This is a genomic window from Xanthomonas sp. NCPPB 3005, from assembly GCF_041228095.2.
GTDB lineage: Bacteria > Pseudomonadota > Gammaproteobacteria > Xanthomonadales > Xanthomonadaceae > Xanthomonas_A > Xanthomonas_A bonasiae.
In genome coordinates, this window is record NZ_CP166096.2 from 607,501 (window position 1) to 628,499 (window position 20,999).

A 20,999-nucleotide genomic window follows, 5' to 3' on the forward strand; every position below is an offset into this window, starting at 1 on the left:
TGCTGGAAGGTTAATTGATGGGGTCAGCCGCAAGGCGAAGCTCTTGATCGAAGCCCCAGTAAACGGCGGCCGTAACTATAACGGTCCTAAGGTAGCGAAATTCCTTGTCGGGTAAGTTCCGACCTGCACGAATGGCGTAACGACAGCGGCGCTGTCTCCACCCGAGACTCAGTGAAATTGAAATCGCTGTGAAGATGCAGCGTTCCCGTGGCAAGACGGAAAGACCCCGTGAACCTTTACTATAGCTTTACACTGAACGTTGAGTTCGTCTGTGTAGGATAGGTGGGAGGCTATGAAACTGTGGCGCTAGCTGCAGTGGAGCCATCCTTGAAATACCACCCTGTCGTGCTTGACGTTCTAACCTAGGTCCGTAATCCGGATCGGGGACCGTGTATGGTGGGTAGTTTGACTGGGGCGGTCTCCTCCTAAAGAGTAACGGAGGAGCACGAAGGTACGCTCAGCGCGGTCGGACATCGCGCACTGTGTGCAAAGGCATAAGCGTGCTTGACTGCAAGATCGACGGATCAAGCAGGTACGAAAGTAGGTCTTAGTGATCCGGTGGTTCTGTATGGAAGGGCCATCGCTCAACGGATAAAAGGTACTCCGGGGATAACAGGCTGATACCGCCCAAGAGTTCATATCGACGGCGGTGTTTGGCACCTCGATGTCGGCTCATCACATCCTGGGGCTGTAGTCGGTCCCAAGGGTATGGCTGTTCGCCATTTAAAGTGGTACGCGAGCTGGGTTCAGAACGTCGTGAGACAGTTCGGTCCCTATCTGCCATGGGCGTTGGAAGTTTGAGAGGGGCTGCTCCTAGTACGAGAGGACCGGAGTGGACGAACCTCTGGTGTTCCGGTTGTCACGCCAGTGGCATTGCCGGGTAGCTATGTTCGGAAGCGATAACCGCTGAAAGCATCTAAGCGGGAAGCGCGCCTCAAGATGAGACTTCCCGGGGCACAAGCCCCCTTAAGGAACCATGTAGACTACGTGGTTGATAGGTCAGGTGTGTAAGTGCAGCAATGCATTGAGCTAACTGATACTAATGATCCGTGCGGCTTGACCATATAACCTCAAGTTGCTTCCTCAAGAAGTAACCCTTAGCACGACACACGTCGATAGCTATCCAAATGCTCGCTACGTCACACCCTATGAGAGGCTGGCGCCAGTTGCCGTCCTTCCCACACCGCACACCCGTGCGCTGTCCGAAGACGCAACCCGGCGACACTCCAACCGTCTCCCTGGTGAAATTAGCGCTGTGGAACCACCCGATCCCATCCCGAACTCGGAAGTGAAACGCAGCTGCGCCGATGGTAGTGTGGCTCAAGCCATGCGAGAGTAGGTCATCGCCAGGGGCTTTACCCCAAATCCCCGTCCGCAAGGACGGGGATTTTTTATTGGCCGCGAGATACACAAACACCACGCGCCTCAGTCCACCTCCGCGCTCACCACGCCTCCATCCGTCGGGTCCGCGTAGAGTTCCACCCGCTGACCCGCCGCACTGTGCGCACGTGCTTCCCACAACCCGTCGGCGTACTTCAGGTCGTGGACCTGCGTGACACCAAGCGCCTCAATCCCCCTCCGCGCTCACCACACGCCCGTCCAACGGGTTCGCATATACCTCCAGTCGAACGCCCGTGGCCGATCCGAGCGATCCGCGACGGCGTCCTTGGTTCCCTGGCCTGTCTGCCACCATGGTTCGCTCCGTTCCACCGGCGATGCGTGCTTTTAATGCATCGCGGCTTAGACTTTTCGTCTGCCGCGCCAGCCGGCTTTGACCTGCGCTGTCGGCTCCGACGACACCGGAGTCCCTCAAGCCGCTACCCCTTCCCCCGTCACGAGAGAACTCTCCCATGAGCCAAGCCAATGGATACGCCGCACTGGCGTCCGATCAGCCGCTGACCCCTTACGCGTTCGAGCGCCGCGCGACCGGGCCGCAGGACGTCAGCATCGAGATCCTCTACTGCGGCGTCTGCCATTCCGACCTGCATACGGCGCGCAACGAATGGCAGAACACCCAATATCCGTCCGTGCCGGGACATGAAATCGTCGGCCGCGTGATCGCGGTCGGCGAGCAGGTCGAGGCCTTCAAGGTCGGCGACCTGGCCGGCGTCGGTTGCATGGTCGATAGCTGCCGGCATTGCGCGTCCTGCGCGGACGGCGAAGAGCAGTATTGCGAAAGCGGCTTCGTCGGCACCTATAACGGCCCGATGTTCGGTGGCGAGAATACCTATGGCGGTTACTCCGACCATATCGTGGTCGACCAGAAGTACGTGCTGCAGATCCGCCATGCCGAAAAGGACCTTGCCGCGGTGGCGCCGCTGCTGTGCGCCGGGATCACCACCTATTCGCCGCTGAATCACTGGAAGGTGGGACCGGGCAAGAAGGTCGGCATCGTCGGCCTGGGCGGTCTGGGTCATATGGGCGTGAAGATCGCGCACGCGATGGGCGCGCATGTGGTGCTGTTCACGACTTCGGCGAACAAGAGGGAGGATGCACTGCGTCTGGGCGCCGACGAAGTGGTGGTGTCCAAGCTGCCGGAGGAGATGGCGGCGCATACCAACAGCTTCGACTTCATCCTCAATACCGTCGCGGCCTCGCACGACCTGGACGCGTTCCTGACCTTGCTCAAGCGCGACGGCACGATGACGCTGGTCGGCGCGCCGGCCGAGCCGCATCCGTCGCCGACGGTGTTCAATCTGATCATGAAGCGCCGGCAGTTGGCCGGCTCGCTGATCGGCGGTATCCGCGAAACCCAGGAAATGCTCGATTTCTGCGCAAAGCACGGCATCGTGTCGGACATCGAGACGATCGAGATGGCGCAGATCAACGAGGCCTACGAGCGCATGCTCAAGGGCGACGTGAAGTACCGCTTCGTCATCGACATGGCCAGCCTGGAGAAAGCCAAGCAGGCCGCCTGACGCAGCGGCATGGTCGGCCGCGCAACGTCGCGGTCGGCCCATGCGCTATAAACGTTCGACGATGCGCCTGGACACGCGAGTGTCCAGGCGTTTTTTATGCGCGTCATGCGCCATGACCTTGCGTTGGAGCGGTTTGCGTCCCGGTGGTTAACAGGCAACGAAACTCGTAGAGGCGGCTCGGGGGAATCCCAGGACCATCAGCTGCAACAGGCCATATCGGGAACGCCTGTCGCGGCTGAAGCCGCTCCTACAGGAAAGCGCGGGCTCATGCGCCAGCGGCGATGGCCGATAGTTCGAAACGACAACGGCGCCGCAGCGCCGTTGTCGTGACCATCGTCAGGAACGCGTCAGCCGGTCATTTGCCCGGCGTCGCCGCTGCCTGCTTGGCATTGCCCATCATGCTGTCGCGGGCGGCCTTGAACGGATTGTCCTGATACCAGTTGGGCCATGCGTCGCCCGCCGCCAGTCCCTTGCCGACGCCGTAGACGGCCTGCAGGTCGTCCATCACCCCGTCGAGCTTCCAGGTCGCCGGATCGTACTGGTCGGCGGGCGTGTGGTAGCGATGCTTGCCGTAGTCCTCGGCAGCGCGCTTGCCGGCATCGATGCCACCGTCGACCAGGTCTTCGCCGCCATCGATGTACAGCGCCGGCACGCCGGCCTTGGCGAAGTTGAAGTGATCGGAGCGGAAATAGAAGCCGCTCTGCGGCGAGGACTCGGCATGCAGCACGCGGCCCTGCGCGGCGGCGATCGGCTTGAGCAGGTCCTCCAGTTCGGAGCTGCCGAAACCGTTGACCACCAGGTCCTTGGCGCGGCCGGCGACCGGCATCGCGTCGAGGTTGATGACGCCGGCGATCTTGTTCAACGGGAAGGTCGGATGGGCGACGTAGTACTTGGAACCGAGCAGGCCCGACTCTTCCAGCGTCACCGCCAGGAACACCACCGAGCGTTCCGGCTTGGGCTGCTGGTGCACGAATGCGTCGGCGATCTCGAGGATGCCGGCGACGCCGGTCGCATTGTCGACCGCACCGTTGTAGATGTTGTCGCCGGTCTCGCCCTCGTGCTTGCCCAGGTGATCCCAGTGCGCCATGTACAGCACCGCTTCGTCGGCACGGCTGCTGCCGGGCAGCACGCCGACCACGTTGCGCGACTTCTTCTCGGAGATCGTGCTCTTCAGGTCCACCGACAGCTTGGCCTTCAGCGGCACCGGCTTGAAGCCGCGCTTGCTCGCGTCCTTGTAGGCCTGGTCCAGGTCCAGCCCGGCGTCGGCGAACAACTGCTTGGCGGCCTGCGCGGTGATCCAGCCCTGCGCTGGGATGCGCGGTTCCGGGTCGTCCTTGGCCGGCAGGTCGTACTGCGCGCCGGACCAGGAATTCTTCACCACGTCCCAGCCGTAGCTGGCACCGGGGGTGTCGTGCACGATCAGTGCGGCGGCCGCGCCCTTGCGCGCGGCTTCCTCGAACTTGTAGGTCCAGCGCCCGTAATAGGTCATGCGCTTGCCTTCGAACAGCGCGCCGTCCTCGGTGTGGAAGCCGGGGTCGTTGACGAACATCACCACCGTCTTGCCCTTCCAGTCCTGGTCCGCGTAGTCGTTCCACTTCTGCTCGGGCGCGTCCACGCCGTAGCCGACGAACACCATGTCGCTGGCGTCGATCTTGACCTCGGTCTGGCCGGTGCGGGTGCCGATCACCATGTCGGTGCCGAACTTCAGTTCGCGCGGCTTGCCGTTCTGCTCCAGCTTCAGCGTGGTGTTCGGATCGGCCGTGGTCTCGGTCATCGCCACGTCCTGGAACCAGCTGTCGCCGTTGCCCGGCTGCAGGCCGATGCGCTGCATCTGATCGCGGATATAGGAGACCGTCTTCTCTTCGCCCGCCGTGCCGGGACCGCGGCCTTCGAACGTGTCCGAGGACAGGGTCTTGACCAGCTCGCCGAAGTCGGCCGGCGTGATCTCGGGAGAAAAGGCGTGGCCTGCGGCGGCCACAGGAGCGGGCGCGGGCGGCGTGGCATCGGCGGCCGGGGCCGGCGCCTCGCGCTTGCACGCGGTCAGCGCGGCCGCGGCGGCCAGGCACAGCACAAGCTTGCGGGACATGGGGGCTCCTGGGGTGTGAGGAATCCCGATTCTATAGGCAAGTCCCGCGCGCGCGCCGCCGGCAGTGCGGACGACGCGGCCGGATCAATTCTCCGGCGCGGTGTCGCCATCGAACGGCTGCGCGGTGGCGCCGCTGATCGGGCCGGTCTTCGCGCTGCGATGCACGTACAGGGTCACCTCGCGCTCGAAATGCAGCGGACCGTCGATCACCGCGCGCGGACCGATGATGATGCGCGGCTTGCGCGTCGGCTTGAACGAGATGCTGAAGCTCGGCTTCTTGATCTCGATGCCGCCGCCGAGGTGCGAATCGTGGCCGACGGTGATGTCGCCGTTGACCGTCTCGATGCCGCCTTCCAGTTGCGTGGCGACCAGGCCGATGCTGCCGTTGACGCTCTCCACGCTGCCGCCGATGCGGCCGCCGCGGTCGACGAAGATGCCGCCGTTGACCGTCTCGATGGACTCGGAAATCTGCACCTGCTGGCCCACACGGATGCCGCCGTTGACCGTGGACAGGCCTCCGGTCTGCGCGTTGTCGGCGATCTTGAGGCTGCCGTTGACGGTTTCCACATCGCCGACGCTGGCGCCGGATTCGACGGTGATGCCACCGTTCACGGTTTCCAGGTCGCCGTACTGCTTGCCCGATTCGGCGGTGATGCTGCCGTTGACCTTGCTGATGCCTTCTGCGGCCAGGGCGGGGCCGGCGGCCAGGGCCAGCGCCAACAGGACCGATACATGCGTACGCTTCATCACCCACCTCCGGGACGCCGGCCAGTCGCGGCACCTACTTGTGCGGCGATCACAACATGCTTCGTTACAATCCGCACCTGCCTGAAGTCATTGGACCAGCCCTTGCCCGCAACCGCCTCCGCTTCGTTGCGCTCCGCCTCGCCTGCCGCGCCGGGGCGGCGCCTGCGCGCGCCTGGGCACGCGGCAACGAGGTGGCTGGCGGGGACGGTGTTGCTGCTGATCGCGACGCTGGCGCTGGCGCAGAACCCGCGCGAGGCCGAGCGCCGCCTGGAGAAGGTGCGCGGCGAGCTGAAGAGCGTGGCCGAGGAGCGGCGCCAGCTGGAAGGCAAGCGCGGCGATGCCGCGCGCCAGCTGCGCGAGGCCGACGAGAAGGTGGCCACCACCGGGCGCAGCCTGGCGCAGACCCAGCAGGCGCTGCAGCAGCACCAGCAGACCCTGGCCGAACTGGAGCGCAAGCGCGACACGCTGCGCAACGGCCTGGTGCGACAGCGTGCCGAACTGGCGCAGCTGTTGCGCGCGGCCTATGCGATCGGCGGCAATGCGCCATTGAAGCTGCTGCTGGCGCAGGACCGGGTGGCCGACGCCAACCGCCTGCTGGCCTACCACCGCTATCTGCAGCGCGAACGCGCGCAGCGTATCGCCACACTGACCCATGAGCTGCAGGCGCTGGAACAGGTACAGCACGAGGTCGCGGCAAAGCGGCAACAGCTCAGCGCAGCGCAGCGCCAGCAGCAGGAACAGGCGGCGGCGTTGCAGCGCGACCGCAAGCAGCGCGCCAGCCTGGTGTCCGAACTGGACGAGCGCTACCAGGACCGCAGCGAGCGCGAGAAGGCGCTGGGCCAGGACGCCAAGGCGCTGGAAACGTTGCTGGCCAATCTGCGTGCGGCGGCGGCGCGGGCCGAGGCCGAGCGCCGTGCGGCAGCCAGGCGCGCGGCGGCCGAGCAGGCCGCGCAGGCCAAGGCCGCAGCGAAGAATCCGTCGCGCGGCGGCAGCAAGGTACCGCCCAAGGTGGTGGCCTCGGCGCCGGCGCTGAAGGTCGGCGGCCTGGGCTGGCCGCTGTCGGGCGACCTGATCGCGCGCTACGGCGGCAAGCTGCCCGATGGGCGCACCAGCAACGGCGTGCTGATCGCCGCGCCGGCCGGCAGCACCATCACTGCGGTGGCCGACGGCACGGTGGTGTTCTCCGACTGGATGACCGGGTACGGCATGATCCTGATCGTGGACCACGGCAACGGCTACATGAGCCTGTACGCGCACAACGACACGCTGTTGCGCGATCCCGGCGCGCGGGTCAAACGCGGCGATGCGGTGGCCAAGGTCGGCAATTCCGGCGGGCAAGGGCGCCCGGCGCTGTATTTCGAATTGCGCCGCAACGGCCAGCCGGTGGATCCGTCGTCGTGGCTGCAGCGGCGCTGAGCGCCACCGAGGCCGTGCATTCAACGCGGATTTAGCCCGCTTTCGCGCATAATCCGGACAGCTGCGCCGTGGACGGTGCAGGTCATCCCACAATCGGAGTGCTTCATGCGCGTAGTTCTGTCCGCTGCCCTGTTGCTTGCTCTGGCGCCGCTGCCGTCGATGGCGCAGAGCGCCGGCGAACAGACGCCCTCGGCCTCCACCGCCAGTGCCGACGATCCGGACGCCACCGAATCGGCCACCTCGCGCGTGCCGCTGGACGAGATCCGCCGCTACGTGGCGGTGTACAACGCGGTGAAGGAAGCCTACGTCGATCCGGTCGACGACAAGAAACTGATGCAGTCGGCGATCCGCGGCCTGCTGCTCGACCTGGATCCGCACAGCACCTATTTCAGCAAGGAAGACGCCGAGGCCTTCGACGAACAGGCCACCGGCGCCTACGACGGCATCGGCGTGGAACTGCTGCAGCTGCCGGACAACACGCTCAAGGTGGTGTCGCCGATCGACGACACGCCGGCCGCGCGCGCCGGCGTGCGCTCGGGCGACATCATCGTCGCCATCGACGGCAAGCCGATCAGCGCGGTCAAGGCGATGGAGCCGTTGCGCGGCGAGTCGGGCAGCAAGGTGGTGCTGACCATCGTTCGCGAGAAGGTGGACAAGCCGTTCGACGTGACCCTGACCCGGCAGACCATCCGCGTGGCCAGCGTGCGCAGCCGCATGCTCGAGCCGGGCTACGGCTACATCCGCATCAGCACGTTCCAGGCCGATACCGGCGCGGACTTCCACAAGCAGCTGCAGCAGTTGCAGGCGCAGTCCGGCGGCAAGCTGCGCGGCCTGGTGCTGGACCTGCGCAGCAATCCCGGCGGCCTGTTGACCGCGGCGGTGCAGGTGGCCGACGACCTGCTCGACAAGGGCACCATCGTGACCACGCGCGGGCGCATCTCGGTCAGCGATTCCAAATTCGACGCCACGCCCGGCGATCTGCTCAACGGTGCGCCGATGGTCGCGCTGGTCGATGCCGGATCGGCCAGCGCCTCGGAAGTGCTGGCCGGTGCGCTGCGCGACAACAAGCGCGCGCGCATCGTCGGCAGCCGCACCTTCGGCAAGGGTTCGGTGCAGACCGTGCTGCCGCTGGACAACGGCGATTCGGTCAAGCTGACCACGGCGCGCTACTACACGCCCAGCGGCAAGTCGATCCAGGCCAGCGGCATCGTGCCGGAGGTGGTGCTGCGCCCGGAAGAGAGCAAGGAAGACGCGGACAAGCCGGCGGTGCTGGCCGACTACAGCGAAGCGACGCTGCCCGGCCACCTGCACGGCGACGACGAAGGCGCCGAGGGCTATAGCGCCGGCGACGTGCTGCCCGGCGACGCACCGATCGCGCAGGCGCTGGCCGAACTGAAACAGCCCGGTGCGGTGGCCAGGGCCGCTGCGGCCAAGCAGGCCAAGGCCAAGCCGAAGGCGGCCGCGCCGACCGCGGCCAAGCCGGCGACGCTCGCGCCAAAGAGCGTGGCGCCGAAGACCGATGCGCCGGCCGCAGAGGCGCCGAAGGTCGATCCGCCCAAGACCGACACGCCGACGCCGCCTTCGGGCGACTGACGCGGTGCTTGCCGTTCGCCGCGCCGGCAGGGTGCGCGGCGTGGTGCGCCGTGCATGGCGCGCCACCTGCGATCGAGCGCATTGCGATCCGCACGATGCTCTTGCAGCAGCGGCTTCAGCCGCGACCGGGCGTTACCGGCAACGCCCGGTCGCGGCTGAAGCCGCTCCTACAAAAGCACTGGATGCCGACAGCGGCGTGGCGCTGACCGGCACTTCACCCCGCATGCGCTCAGCGCGGTTTGCCCGGCATCGGGAACGGGGTGATCACCTTTTCGCCGGTGGCCGCGTCGCGGATCGCGGACTGGCCTTTCTTCTCCACTTCCTCGATGCGCACGATGCTCTGCATCGGCAGGTGCAGCATCTTGGTGTCGCCGAATTCCTCGCGCAGGCGTTCTTCGGTGGGGTCGACTACCAGGCCGTCGTGCAGGTCGAACACCAGCCCGCCGATCTCGCTGAAGCCCCACAGGTGACTGCTGCCCACGTGCTGCGCGTACAGCTCGTACACCTTGCCGTGGTTGAGGAACGTCACTTTGTACAGGGACTTGGCCATGCGCGAAGTATAGAGCGCGGTAGCGCGATGGCGTGGCGGATCAAAAGCCCTTGCGCTTGCGCAGGCGCCGCGCGATCGCCGCGCGCACGTACAGCCCGTACGCCATGCCCAGGGTGAAGCCGGTCAGGTGCGCGGACCAGGCGACCATGCCGAAGGCCGGGCCGATATAGGCGAACACCACCTGCAGCGCCGCCCAGGTGCCGATCAGCAGCGAGGCCGGCGCGCGCACGAATTCCAGGAACAGCCCCAGCGGCAGCACCACGCCGAGCTTGGCGCGCGGGAACAGCGCCAGGTAGGTGCCGATCAGCGCCGAGACCGCGCCGCTGGCGCCGATGATGACCCGGTCCGGAGTGCCGATCGCGAACACCGCGGCCAGGTTGGAGAGGGCGCCGCCGCCCAGGAACAGCAGCAGGAAGCGCCACGGCCCGAGCACGCGCTCGGCCGGCAGGCCGAAGATCAGCAGGAACACCAGGTTGCCGAGCAGGTGCGACCAGTCCGCATGCAGGAACAGCGCGGTGAACAGCCGCAGCACGCTGCCGTCCTGCACCGTCGCCAGCCAGTCGCGCGGGCTGGCGACGCCGGCCGACAGCGCGCCCCAGTCCAGCCACAGCGTGGCGCGGGCCTGGTTGGGGCGGCTGATCGACCACAGGAACGCCAGCCACATCGCCGCGAACAGCAACGGCGTGGCCCAGCGCAGCGTGGTCCGGTCGCGGGAGGGAATGGAGACGAACATGCCAGTACCGGGGGACGCGGCCCGTAACGATACCGGCTCCCTCCGGCTGAACGCACGCCTACTCCGCGCGAAACTGAACGGGCGGTATTGTTATTGTTCGGTTAACGCAGAGGGGTATACTGCATACGGCGTCGTATGTCGGGAGGGGACTCCGGCGCGCATTTCCGGCTTGCTCAGCGGGGATGCGCAGACGCGAACACAGACATTTTCGTCTTCCGGAGAGTAACAAGCCATGCAAAACGCAACCCAGTTCGTCCGCTTCACCGCCCTGGCCGTCGGCATCGTCGGCGCCCTGACCATCGGTCAGGCGCACGGCGCCGCGTTCCAGCTCAAGGAAAACAGCGCCAAGGGCCTGGGCCGCGCCTTCGCCGGCTCCGGCAGCGCCCCCGGCGACGCCTCGATCATCGCCAACAACCCGGCCGGCATGCGCCAGCTCGACGGCAAGGTGTTCCAGGCCGACGTCAGCGCGATCCAGTTCGCGGCCAAGTACGAGGGCACCGGCACCTACGCCACCGGCTCGGCGATCTCCGGCGGCAACGGCGGCGATGCCGGCACGATCGCGCCGGTCCCGGCGGCCTACTTCCACCTGCCGTTCGGCGAAAACAACAACATGCACTTCGGCACCTCGCTGACCGTGCCGTACGGCTTCAAGACCGAATACGACCGCGACTGGAAAGGCCGCTACAACGGCGTCAAGACCGAGTTGCAGGCGATCGACCTCAACCTCGCCTTCTCCTACGACGTGAACCCGTACGTGTCGTTCGGCGCGTCGGTGTTCGCCGAGCGCCTGGACATCGATCTGTCCAACGCGATCGATCTGGGTTCGGTCCTGGCCGCGCGCCGCGTGCCGGGCTTCGCGCCGGGCAGCGCCGACGGCTACTCGCGCATCAAGGGCAACAGCACCGATATCGGCTACACCCTGGGCGGCCTGTTCAGCATCGACGAGAACACCCACATCGGCTTCAGCTACCGGTCGAAGGTCGAGCACAAGATCACCGACGGCACCGCCGACTTCACCACGCCGGCCAACGCCGCCACCGTGCTGGCCGTCGCTGCGCCGGGCACCTTCGTCGACACCAAGGGCCGCGCCACGGTCACGCTGCCGGCCAGCGCGACCGCCAGCTTCACCCACACCATCAACGAGCAGTGGACGGTGATGGCCGACGTCAGCCGCACCGCCTGGAGCAAGTTCGACCAGGTGACGGTGGACTTCGCCAACAACCAGCCCGACAGCGTGCTGAACTTCGCCTACAACGACACCACCTTCGTCTCGATCGGTGCCGACTACCGCATGAGCGACACGCTGACCCTGCGTGGCGGCCTGGCCTACGACGAAACCCCGACCAGCAACGAGCACCGCGACGTGCGCGTGCCCGACGCGAGCCGCAAGTGGGTCTCGCTGGGTCTGAGCTGGCGTCCGTCCGAGCAGGCCGAGTACAGCTTCGGCTATACCCACCTGTTCACCAGCGATCCGAGCATCAACTCGACCACTGCCACCGGCAACACCCTGATCGGCAGCTACGACGTCAGCGGCAACGTGCTGGCGGCGTCGGTCAACTACAAGTTCTGATCGAGCGCTTGCGCGACAGTCTCGCGGCGCAGGCCGCGAGCCACCAAAGCCCCGCTTCGGCGGGGCTTTTTTGTGCGTGTTTCCCTTCCCCTGACGCGGCTTCGCGCATATCGCCGCGAATGCTTGACAGACATCCCACCCCGGCGTAGAAGGCTTGTGAAGCCGATGGGGATGTGACATCGGCATGCGGCCACGGCAGTCATGCCGTCGCCATCCGGCCTGCGGTCGTCGAATGGGAGAGGTTGGCAATGCACCACCGCGAATCGACTCCTTCGTCCTGCGCTGCAACGCCGCTGTTTTTCTGTACCGCGCCTTCGGCACTGGCTGCCGTCCGCGTTTCCCGAGGCGAGCCGGCATGACCGTTCGCCACAAGCTGAGTGCCTTGCGCTCACGCGACAAGTGCGTCGCCGGCTACTCGCCGCCTCGACGCTAATCGTGCATCGCGGTCTGATCTGACCGACGCCGTCGCGTTTGTTTCCCGTGTCCCGTTGCCCGTGCGCGCCCGTTGTTGCGCGCAGCGCCGCAGCGTGCGCGCCATGCATTCGCCGTGCGTCCGGTCGGTCCAAACGACATCCGGGTTGCCGACATGCGTCGCGCCCGGTGCATGGCACTTTTGGCGAGGGGAAGCATCATGTGCAGTGGCAAGCGTTCGAACGGCAAGATCCTGGTTGAGGCGATCCTGGCGGTACTGGGGGCGAGCGCCGCATTGACGGCGGTGGCGGGGACGGTGACCGGTCAGGTCAGCGTGCAAGGCGGCAAACCCGCCGCGAACGCGCGGGTCGGCATCGCCGGGACCGCGTACAGCGCGGTGACCGATGCCAATGGGCATTTCGCCATCGCCGATGTGCCGGCGGGGCAATACGCGCTGGAATCGAGCTATCCCGGTTTCAGTGCGGCGCAGACCAGCTTCGAGGTGAGCGACACCGGCACCACCGCGCTCACCGTCGCGCTGGACGAGGTCAAGCAACTGAAGAACATCACCGTCGTCGCCAACCGCTACGACGCCAGCAACCTGAAGATGAATGCCGTGAACACGGTGGACGTGCTGTCCGCCAACGACCTGCAGCACACCGCGGTGCACAACGTCGCCGAGGCACTGGGGCTGATCTCGGGCATCAACATCACCACCACCGGCTCGGGCTATTTCGGCGGCGTGGATGGCGCGGCGCGCGGCGAGGGCATGTTCGCCTCGGTGCGCGGATTGCCCTCGGAGTACAACGTCAACCTGATCGACGGTGTCACCGTCGCGCAGGGCATGCCCTACAGCCGCAGCGTGCAGCTCAGCCTGCTGCCGCCGTCGGGATTGCAGACCATCGTGGTCAACAAGACCTCCACCGCCGACATGGACGGCGATGCGATCGGCGGCACCATCGACTTCCGCACGCCCACCGCGTTCGATTTCAAGCAGACCACCAGCGGCAGCGTGACCGGCAGCGGCCGCCTGGAGAGCCGTGCGCGCGACTACGGCGGCGACGGCCTGGGCGGCGGCCTGGCCGGCGAGTTCCAGCACAAGTTCGGCGACGAACAGCAGTTCGGCTTCTATGCCAGCGCCTATTACGACTACCGCACTTCGACCAACAGCGAGGTCGCTGCGGCGACCAGCGCGCTGAACGACCATTCGTGGGCGTTCCTGCATGCCGATGCCGACGGCGGCAACGCCGCCGGTTACGATCCGCAGCACAACCTGACCAGCACCGGCATGAACGTCGGCGTGGTCGCCGGCTGGGAACGCCGCTACGGCGGCAACGCTTCGTTCGACTGGCAGGTCGACGACAGCCTGTCGCTGTACGCGCGCGCCACCTACGCCTACGCCAAGACCGACCAGGGCACCACCTTCGTGCAGCTGCTGCCGCAGGACGTGACCTATGTGCCGAGCGCGACCGCAGGCGTCTACACGCCCAACATCGGCCGCATCGCCTCGCGCTTCTGGTACGAGACCAATCCGGAAATCGCCGACCTGGCGACGTTCCAGATCGGCGCGCGCAAGACCTCCGGCGGCTGGACCTTCATGCCGAACCTGTTCTACAGCTTCGGCGACAACGACCGTCCCAACCATGTCGAGATCGACGGCCGCGAGGACAAGTTCTCGCAGACCAATTACGCCTACTCCGGCAGCAGCCTGGTCAACTACGGCAGCGGCGCCTTCCCGTATCCGCAACTGACTCCGGCGTTGCTGGCGCAGGTCAACAATATCCCGTCGCTGTACGCCAGCAGCTACGGCGAACTGACCAAGATCTATTCCGGGCAGAAGAAGGGCGGCGCCAAGTTCGACGTGCGCTACGACTTCGAGGACGGCGCGCTGTCGGCGCTGCAGTTCGGGGTGAAGTACAGCAAGAGCTCGCGCAATTTCAGCAACCGCGACTGGTGGACCGGCGGCGTCGACGACACCAGTACGCTCGGCGACCTGGGCATCTTCAACGGCAACTACAGCGCGATCTTTCCCGGCAAGTATCCCTGGGTCACGCCCAAGGTCAGCGAGACCGCGGTCAGCAACGTCATCTACAGCCATCTGCACGACGACGACCTGGACAGCTGCGGCAAGGCGTATTACGTCAACAACTGGAACTGCAACACGATGCGCGGCACCGAGGCGGTCGCCGCGGCCTATGCGATGGCGACCTTCTCGCTCGGCAACCTGGAAATCGTGCCGGGCGTGCGCTTCGAGCACAGCAGCATCCACAACACGTTCTGGGTGACGCCGTCCGATGCCGACGGCAACGAAACAGTCGGCTATTTCGACAGCAACCACACCGCCTACGACGAACCGTTGCCGAGCGTGTTCCTGACCTGGCGGCCCGACGCGCGCACCGCCTACCGTGCCTCGCTGTGGACCAGCTATACCCGGCCCGCGTTCGTGCAGTTGGGCGGCGGCAGCAATATCAGCGTCTCCAATGGAAATACCACGATCACCCAGGGCAACCCGGACCTGAAGCCGATCGAAGCGACCAACCTGGACCTGTCCGGGGAATGGTCGACCGAGCATGGCGGCTTCTTCTCGGTCGCCGGCTTCTACAAGCGCCTGCGCAACTACATCTACGACGCCGGCTCCGGCCAGGCCAATCCCGACACCAGCGGCAGCGGCACGGTGTTCTATTCGATGCCGACCAATGGCGGCGACGGCCGCGTCTATGGCCTGGAGGTCAGCGCACGCCAGCGCTTCCAGGATCTGCCCGAACCGCTGAACGGCCTGGGCGTGAGTTTCAACGCCACCCGCCAGCATGCGCGCGCCGATCTGGGTATGGACGGTTTCGAGAACGAGCACATGCAGTCGGCGCCCAATGCCATGGCCAACGTCGAACTGTTCTACGAACGCGAGCGGTTCTCGGTGAACCTGAGCTACCACTTCAGCAGCTCGTACCTGCTCAGTTACGACTATCTGCACCAGGGCGCGACCTGGGACGACCTGTGGGCGCGTCCGACCCGGCGCGTGGACCTGCATGCCGGCTACCACTTCGACAACGGCCTGAGCCTGGATCTGTCGATCTCCAACCTGACCAAGGAGTACAGCTACTGGGCGCACGTGGGCCGCAGCGATCTGGCGGTCTCGGACATCGTCGATGCCGGCATGACCACGTTGCTGACCGCCAAGTACGCGTTCTAGCCAGTTCTCCGCGGGACCGGGGCGGTGCAGGTCTGCATCGCCCCGTGCCGCGCTGCCCACGGAGACTTCGATGAAACGTCGCCATTTTTGCTTGCTGAGTGTGCTCGCGCCGCTGGGAATGGCGGCCGTGCCGGCGGGCGCGGCCGCCACGGCTGCCGCGCCCGAACCGGATGGACGCCCGCATGCGTTCGGCTTCGCGCAAGGGCAGTTCGTGCTCGACGGCCGGCCGTGGCAGATCCGCAGCGGCGAGATGCATCCGCTGCGCATTCCGCGCGAGTACTGGCTGCAGCGGATCCGCATGGCCAAGGCGATGGGCCTGAACACCATCGCGCTGTATCTGATGTGGAACGCGCTGGAATCGGAACCGGGGGTATTCGACCTGGACAGCGGTCGCCGCGATTTCGTCGCCTTCATCCGCCTGTGCGCGCAGGAAGGCATGTGGGTCTATCTGCGGCCGGGTCCTTACGTCTGCGCCGAGTGGACGCTCGGCGGCCTGCCCGCCTATCTGTTGCGCGAACCGGGCATGCGCCTGCGCGATGCCGGCGATGCGCGTTACATGGCGGCGGTGCGCCGTTATGTCGCGGCGGTGGCGCCACGCATCGCGCCGTTGCTGGCGTCGGCCGGCGGGCCGGTGCTGATGCTGCAGATCGAAAACGAGTATTCGATGTTCGGCGACGACGTCGGCTACCTGCAGGCGCTGCGCACGCTGTGGCAGGAGCACGGCATCGACGGGCCGTTCGCGGTCGCCGATGGCATGAAGGATCTGCGCCGGCGCAAGGCGTACCTGCCGGGCGCGGCGTTGGGCCTGGACGGTGCCGATCTGGCCGATCTGGAGCACGGCCGCGCGTTCGCCGGCGACGCCCCGGTGTGGGTGGCCGAGGGCTATCCGGGCTGGCTGACGCACTGGGGCGAGGCGGACTTCGCGCGGCGCGACTATCTGCCGACGCTGCGCCGGCTGCTGGCGCATGGCCATTCGTTCAACCTGTACGTGGTGCATGGCGGCAGCAACTTCGGCCTGAGCGCCGGCGCCAATGCCGACGACGACGGTTCCAACTTCCAACCGGCGTTGACCAGTTACGACTACGGCGCGCCGATCGACGAGCGCGGCGAGGCGACGCCGGCGTATTGGGCGATGCGCGACACGATCGCCGCGTATCTGCCACAGCGCTTGCCGGCGCCACCGGCAGCGCCGGCACGCACGGCCTTCGCACCGACGCTGGCGCTGCCGTATGCGGCGCTGTGGGACAACCTGCCTGCAGCACCGGTCGCGACCGTGGCGCCGGCCGGCAACGAACTCCTGTTCGGCCAGGACCAGGGATTGGTGCTGTATCGCCGCCGCATCGGTCCCGGCGCGCAGTTGCGCGTGGACGGCGTGCACGACTACGCGGTGGTGCATGTCGATGGCGAGGAAGTGGGGCATGTGTCGCGGGTGCGGCACCGTACGTTGCATTCCTCGGCACAGCTGACGCTGCCGCCGGCGCAGCAAGCGGAGCGCACGCTGGAGATCCTGGTCGACAGCTTCGGCCATGTGAACTTCGGTCCGGCGCTGGGCGATGCCAAAGGACTGCTCGGCGACGTGCGCCTGCACGGCACGCCGCTGCAGGACTGGCAGGCGTATCCGATCGCACTGGACGACAGCTGGATCAAGACGCTGCAGCCGCTGCGCGCACCGACGTCGCGGCCGGGGCTGTTCTTCCGTGCGGAGATCGTGATCGAGACGCCCGGCGACGCCTACCTGGACATGCGCGAGTGGGACAAGGGCTATGTGTGGGTCAACGGCCAGTTGCTCGGCCGCTACTGGCGCATCGGGCCGCAGCAATGCCTGTACTGCCCGGGACCGTGGCTGCGGCCGGGCCGCAACGAGGTGCTGGTGCTCGATCTGCATCGCACCCGTGCCGCCGCGATCCGCTGTGCGGACGCGTTGCAAGGAGCGCGCGCATGAGCGTGCGCCGCATACACACCCACCGTCTCCATCCGATCCACTGCGTCGCGCCGGCGACAAGGGAGTCTGCATGCTGCTGACCACGCCCGATGCGACGCGCCACGATGCCGAGCACGTGCCGCCGCGCGCGATCGGATTCTGGGGCGGGCTGTCCGCGAACCTGCTGAACATGGTCGGCATCGGCCCGTTCATCACCATCCCGTTGGCGTTGTCGGCGCTGGCCGGACCGATGGTGCTGCTGGGCTGGGTGGCCGGCGCGCTGCTGTGCCTGTGCGACGGCCTGGTCTGGGCCGAACTGGGCTCGGCGATTCCCAAATCCGGCGGGCCGTACCACTACCTGCGCGAGGCTTATGGCCGCGACCGCCTGGGCAGCCTGTTCGGTTTTCTCTACCTGTGGCAGACGCTGCTGACCGCGCCGTTGTCGATCGGCGCGGCGGCGGTCGGCTTCACCCAGTACCTGGCCTTTCTGGCGCCGGGCCTGGCGCCATGGCAACTGACCGCGATCGCCGCGGCGCTGTGCCTGTTCAACACCGCCTTGCTGTACCGCGAAGTGCGCTCGGTGCAGGTGCTGTCGCTGCTAGTCACCGCCGCGGTGGTGGCGGCGGTGGTGTGGATCGTGGCCAGCGGCCTGCTGCATTTCGACATGGCGATCGCGCGGCGTTTCCTGCATGCCGGTGCGGTCTCGCCGCACGGCTTCTGGCTCGGCTTCGGCGCGGTGGCGCTGATCGCGGTGTACGACTACGGCGGCTACAACAACGTGTGCATGCTCGGCGGCGAGATCCGCCAGCCGCGGCGCAACATCCCGCTGGCGGTGCTGTGTTCGATCCCGATCGTGGCGGCGCTGTACCTGGGCTTGAACGTGGCCATCCTCGGCGTGCTGCCGTGGCAGCAGGCGGCGCAGTCGAAGGCGGTGGTCGCCGACTTCATGCAGGCGATCTACGGGCATGTCGGCAGCACCATCGCGGTCGCGCTGATCATGCTGGCCAGCTGGGGCTCGGCGCTGGTGGTATTGCTGGGCTATTCGCGGGTGCCGTACGCGGCGGCGGCCGAGGGGCAGTTCTTCCGGGTGTTCGCGCGGCTGCATCCGCGCGGGCGTTTCCCGACCGTGTCGCTGCTGTTCGTCGGCGCGACCTCGGCGCTGGCCTGCCTGCTGTCGCTGGACGACCTGATCGCCACGCTGATGGTCATCCAGATCATGTTCCAGTTCATGGCGCAGTGCCTGGCGGTGGTGCTGCTGCGGCGGCAGGCGCAGCGTCCGCCGGAGGCGTTCTCGATGCCGCTGTATCCGTGGCCGCTGTGGGTGAGCGTGGCCGGCTGGCTGTACATCCTGGCCACCAGCCAGGGCCGCCACCTGCTCGCGGCGGTCGTGGCGTTGTGTGTGGGCACGGCGCTGTTCTTGATTCAAGCCAGGAGGCAGGGCACATGGCCTTGGGTAGCGCGATGAGCGCGTGCGACGTCGCCGTGGTCGGCGAGATCTACGCCGATCACATCCTCAGCGGGTTCCAGCGCTGGCCGCAGCCGGGCGAGGAAGCCCTGGCCAGCGCCTATCTGCGCGAACTCGGCGGCGGCACCGTCAACACCGCCTGCGGGCTGGCGCGGCTGGGGCGCAGCACGCGGCTGATCGGCCTGATCGGCGAGAGCGACCGGCCGTGGTTCGAACAGCGCCTGGGCCAGTTCCAGGTGCGCAGCGACGGCTTGCGCAGCGACCCGGCCGGCACCGGGATCACGGTCAGCGTGTCGATGCCCGACGACCGTGCGTTCTTCACCTACCTGGGCGCCAACGCCAAGCTCGACGCGCTGCTCGCGCGCGCCGAGCTGCTGGACGAACTGTGCGCGGCGCGCCACGTGCATTTCGCGATGCCGCTGTCGCGCGCGCTGGCGCAGACGCTGCTGCCGGCGCTGGCTGCGGCCGGCTGCACGACGTCGCTGGACGTGGGCTTCAGCCCGGACTGGCTGAGCGCGCCGCACAACCTGGCCACCTGCCGCGAGGTGGACTATTTCCTGCCCAATCAGAAAGAGGCCGCGCTGCTCGGCTGCGGCGACGGCGCCGAGGCGTGCCGCCAGTGGGCGCAGACGCTGGGCTTGCGCCATGCGGCGATCAAGCTCGGCGGCGCCGGCGCGATGGCGGTCGATGCGGCCGGCGCGCGCCTGGTGGCCGCGCCCGCGGTGCAGGTGCGCGACACCACCGGCGCCGGCGACGCCTTCGACGCGGGCTTCATCGATGCGCTGCTCGACGGCGCAGGACTCGACGACTGCCTGCGCCGCGCCTGCTTCTGCGGCGCGTCCTGCTGCGCCGCGCTCGGCGCGCTGGACGGCCTCCCCGATTTCGACCAACTGAGGAACCGCAATGACAGCAACGAATCGTAAGATCGCCTTGATCGGCGGTGGCGGGGTGCGCTCGCCACTGGTCGTGTATGGGGTCAACGAGGCGGCCGCGGCACTGGGCGTGGAGGAGATGGTGCTGTACGACCCGGATCCGGAGCGCGTGCAACTGATGGTCGCGATGGGCCGCGCGGTGGTGAGCGAGTTCGGCGGCGACTTGCGCCTGCGCGCGGCCGATTCGCTGGAGGATGCGATCGAAGGCGCGGACTTCGTGCTCAACAGCATCCGCATCGGCGGCATCGCGCAGCGCGCCGCCGACGAGCGGGTGAGCATCGACCAGGGCTATCCGGGGCAGGAGACCACCGGCCCGGCGGGCGTGGCCATGGCCTTGCGCACCGTGCCGGTGTCGATCGCGCAGGCGCGGCTGGTCGAGCAGTTGAGCCCGGACGCGTGGCTGGTCAACTTCACCAATCCGGCCGGGTTGATCACCCAGGCGGTGACCACGCATACCCGCGCCAAGATCGTCGGCATCTGCGACACCCCGACCGAACTGTTCCACAACATCGCGCACGCGCTGGGCGCGCACCACGACGCGGTGGAATGCGATTACGTCGGCCTCAATCACCTGGGCTGGGTGCGCGGCGTGCGCCTGCACGGCGAAGAGGTCATCGACCGGCTGCTGCAGGACGACGCGCTGCTGCGCCAGCTGTACCTGGCGCCGCTGTTCGACTTCGACATGATCCGCGAGCTGCGGCTGATTCCCAGCGAATACCTGTTCTTCTACTACGAGCGGCGCCGCGCGCTGGCCAACCAGCGCACGCAGGGCGGCAGCCGCGGCGCCGAGATCGAGACCTTGAACCATGCCCTGATCGCCACGCTGGGCAGCCGCCTGCAGGCCGGCGACGGCCACGGTGCGGTGCAGACCTATGCGGCGTATCTGAACCAGCGCTCGGGCTCGTACATGAAGCTCGAGGCCGAAGGCGGTTCGGCGTTCGATGCCGGGGTCAGCCTGCAGGCCGATCCGTTCCGGGTCAGCACCGGCTACCACCGCATCGCCATCGACGTGATGAGCGCGCTGACCGGCGCGGTGCCGGCGAAGATCGTGGTCAACGTGCGCAACCAGGGCGCGATCGCCGATCTGCCCGACGACGACATCGTGGAGATTTCCTCGCACATCGACCGCGACCGCATCGTGCCGTGCCCGACCGCGCCGCTGCCGGATGCCGTGCATGGCCTGATCCGCGCGGTGAAGGCCTACGAGCGCGCGGCGATCGAGGCGGTGCTGTCGGGCAGCCGCCTGACCGCGCGCAAGGCGATGCTGATCCATCCGGCGATCGGCGAATGGACGCCGTCGCACGATTTGCTGGAGAGCCTGTTCGGGCATCTCAGCGACGACGGCCAGTGCCTGTGCCAGGGGCCGATGCACTGGCATGGCTGATGGGTGCATGAAGACGTGGCGGCGGAGCCGTTGATCCGCCGCCAATTGCGCTTCGCTGTCGTGTAGGAGCGGCTTCAGCCGCG

At 67.0% G+C, this 20,999-nt stretch carries 14 protein-coding genes and 2 rRNA genes (1 of these 16 running past the window's edge); 11 read left to right on the forward strand and 5 right to left on the reverse strand.

Translation table 11 applies throughout. The features are described 5' to 3' along the window. Together AB8810_RS02810 and rrf are read left to right on the forward strand one after the other, a co-directional pair. Window positions 1-1,064 (forward strand): 23S ribosomal RNA (locus AB8810_RS02810); it begins 1,816 nt to the left of the window's first position. A 173-nt stretch (window positions 1,065-1,237) separates the two neighbouring features. Beyond that, window positions 1,238-1,352: ribosomal RNA gene (gene rrf / locus AB8810_RS02815) — 5S ribosomal RNA — on the forward strand. A gap of 73 nt (window positions 1,353-1,425) precedes the next feature. Here rrf and AB8810_RS02820 read toward each other — a convergent pair. Beyond that, window positions 1,426-1,521: a hypothetical protein gene (locus AB8810_RS02820; RefSeq protein ID WP_369915509.1), complete on the reverse strand. Its 96-nt coding sequence runs from the start codon at window positions 1,519-1,521 to the stop codon at window positions 1,426-1,428. 329 nt (window positions 1,522-1,850) lie between these two features. Between AB8810_RS02820 and AB8810_RS02825 the strand changes: the two genes are divergently transcribed. Then, on the forward strand, window positions 1,851-2,918 hold the full coding sequence (locus tag AB8810_RS02825; protein WP_206229849.1) for an NAD(P)-dependent alcohol dehydrogenase: 1,068 nt from the start codon (window positions 1,851-1,853) through the stop codon (window positions 2,916-2,918). A gap of 355 nt (window positions 2,919-3,273) precedes the next feature. On the opposite strand, the gene AB8810_RS02830 is transcribed toward AB8810_RS02825, so the two are convergent. Together AB8810_RS02830 and AB8810_RS02835 are read right to left on the reverse strand one after the other, a co-directional pair. Continuing rightward, a complete protein-coding gene (locus AB8810_RS02830) occupies window positions 3,274-5,004 on the reverse strand; it encodes a M28 family metallopeptidase (RefSeq protein WP_369915510.1) in 1,731 nt (576 codons plus the stop codon). 84 nt (window positions 5,005-5,088) lie between these two features. Next, window positions 5,089-5,751, reverse strand: coding sequence for a hypothetical protein (locus tag AB8810_RS02835; RefSeq protein WP_179567892.1), 663 nt, complete (start codon window positions 5,749-5,751; stop codon window positions 5,089-5,091). A gap of 162 nt (window positions 5,752-5,913) precedes the next feature. On the opposite strand from AB8810_RS02835, the gene AB8810_RS02840 reads away from it, so the two are divergent. After that, entirely contained in the window at window positions 5,914-7,167 is a 1,254-nt protein-coding gene (locus tag AB8810_RS02840; protein WP_369916604.1) for a murein hydrolase activator EnvC, read from the forward strand. A gap of 105 nt (window positions 7,168-7,272) precedes the next feature. Further along, window positions 7,273-8,760, forward strand: coding sequence for a S41 family peptidase (locus AB8810_RS02845; RefSeq protein WP_179567890.1), 1,488 nt, complete (start codon window positions 7,273-7,275; stop codon window positions 8,758-8,760). Between the two features lie 229 nt (window positions 8,761-8,989). On the opposite strand, the gene AB8810_RS02850 is transcribed toward AB8810_RS02845, so the two are convergent. Continuing rightward, window positions 8,990-9,310, reverse strand: a complete 321-nt coding sequence (locus AB8810_RS02850; RefSeq protein ID WP_142742976.1) for a DUF1820 family protein — start codon at window positions 9,308-9,310, stop codon at window positions 8,990-8,992. A gap of 40 nt (window positions 9,311-9,350) precedes the next feature. Next, window positions 9,351-10,043 carry a rhomboid family intramembrane serine protease gene (locus AB8810_RS02855; RefSeq protein ID WP_039006253.1) on the reverse strand — a complete coding sequence of 231 codons (693 nt, stop codon included), beginning with the start codon at window positions 10,041-10,043 and terminating at the stop codon, window positions 9,351-9,353. A 232-nt stretch (window positions 10,044-10,275) separates the two neighbouring features. On the opposite strand from AB8810_RS02855, the gene AB8810_RS02860 reads away from it, so the two are divergent. The 6 genes from AB8810_RS02860 (at window position 10,276) to AB8810_RS02885 (ending at window position 20,916) form a co-directional block, all read left to right on the forward strand. Further along, window positions 10,276-11,613 (forward strand): outer membrane protein transport protein, encoded by a 1,338-nt coding sequence (locus AB8810_RS02860; protein ID WP_369915511.1) that lies wholly within the window; start codon window positions 10,276-10,278, stop codon window positions 11,611-11,613. Window positions 11,614-12,244: 631 nt separating this feature from the next. Further along, complete coding sequence (locus tag AB8810_RS02865; protein WP_369915512.1) at window positions 12,245-15,214, forward strand: TonB-dependent receptor; 2,970 nt, start codon at window positions 12,245-12,247, stop codon at window positions 15,212-15,214. 70 nt (window positions 15,215-15,284) lie between these two features. After that, window positions 15,285-17,156 (forward strand): beta-galactosidase, encoded by a 1,872-nt coding sequence (locus AB8810_RS02870; RefSeq protein WP_369915513.1) that lies wholly within the window; start codon window positions 15,285-15,287, stop codon window positions 17,154-17,156. A gap of 70 nt (window positions 17,157-17,226) precedes the next feature. Next, a complete protein-coding gene (locus tag AB8810_RS02875) occupies window positions 17,227-18,600 on the forward strand; it encodes an APC family permease (protein WP_191826922.1) in 1,374 nt (457 codons plus the stop codon). Continuing rightward, the gene (locus AB8810_RS02880) at window positions 18,597-19,523 is read left to right on the forward strand and encodes a carbohydrate kinase family protein (protein ID WP_369916605.1); all 927 of its coding nucleotides are present in this window, start codon (window positions 18,597-18,599) and stop codon (window positions 19,521-19,523) included. The genes AB8810_RS02875 and AB8810_RS02880 overlap by 4 nt, the downstream gene beginning before the upstream one ends. Continuing rightward, complete coding sequence (locus AB8810_RS02885) at window positions 19,504-20,916, forward strand: 6-phospho-beta-glucosidase (protein ID WP_206229844.1); 1,413 nt, start codon at window positions 19,504-19,506, stop codon at window positions 20,914-20,916. Before AB8810_RS02880 ends, AB8810_RS02885 begins: the two co-directional genes overlap by 20 nt. Window positions 20,917-20,999: the final 83 nt, after the last annotated feature.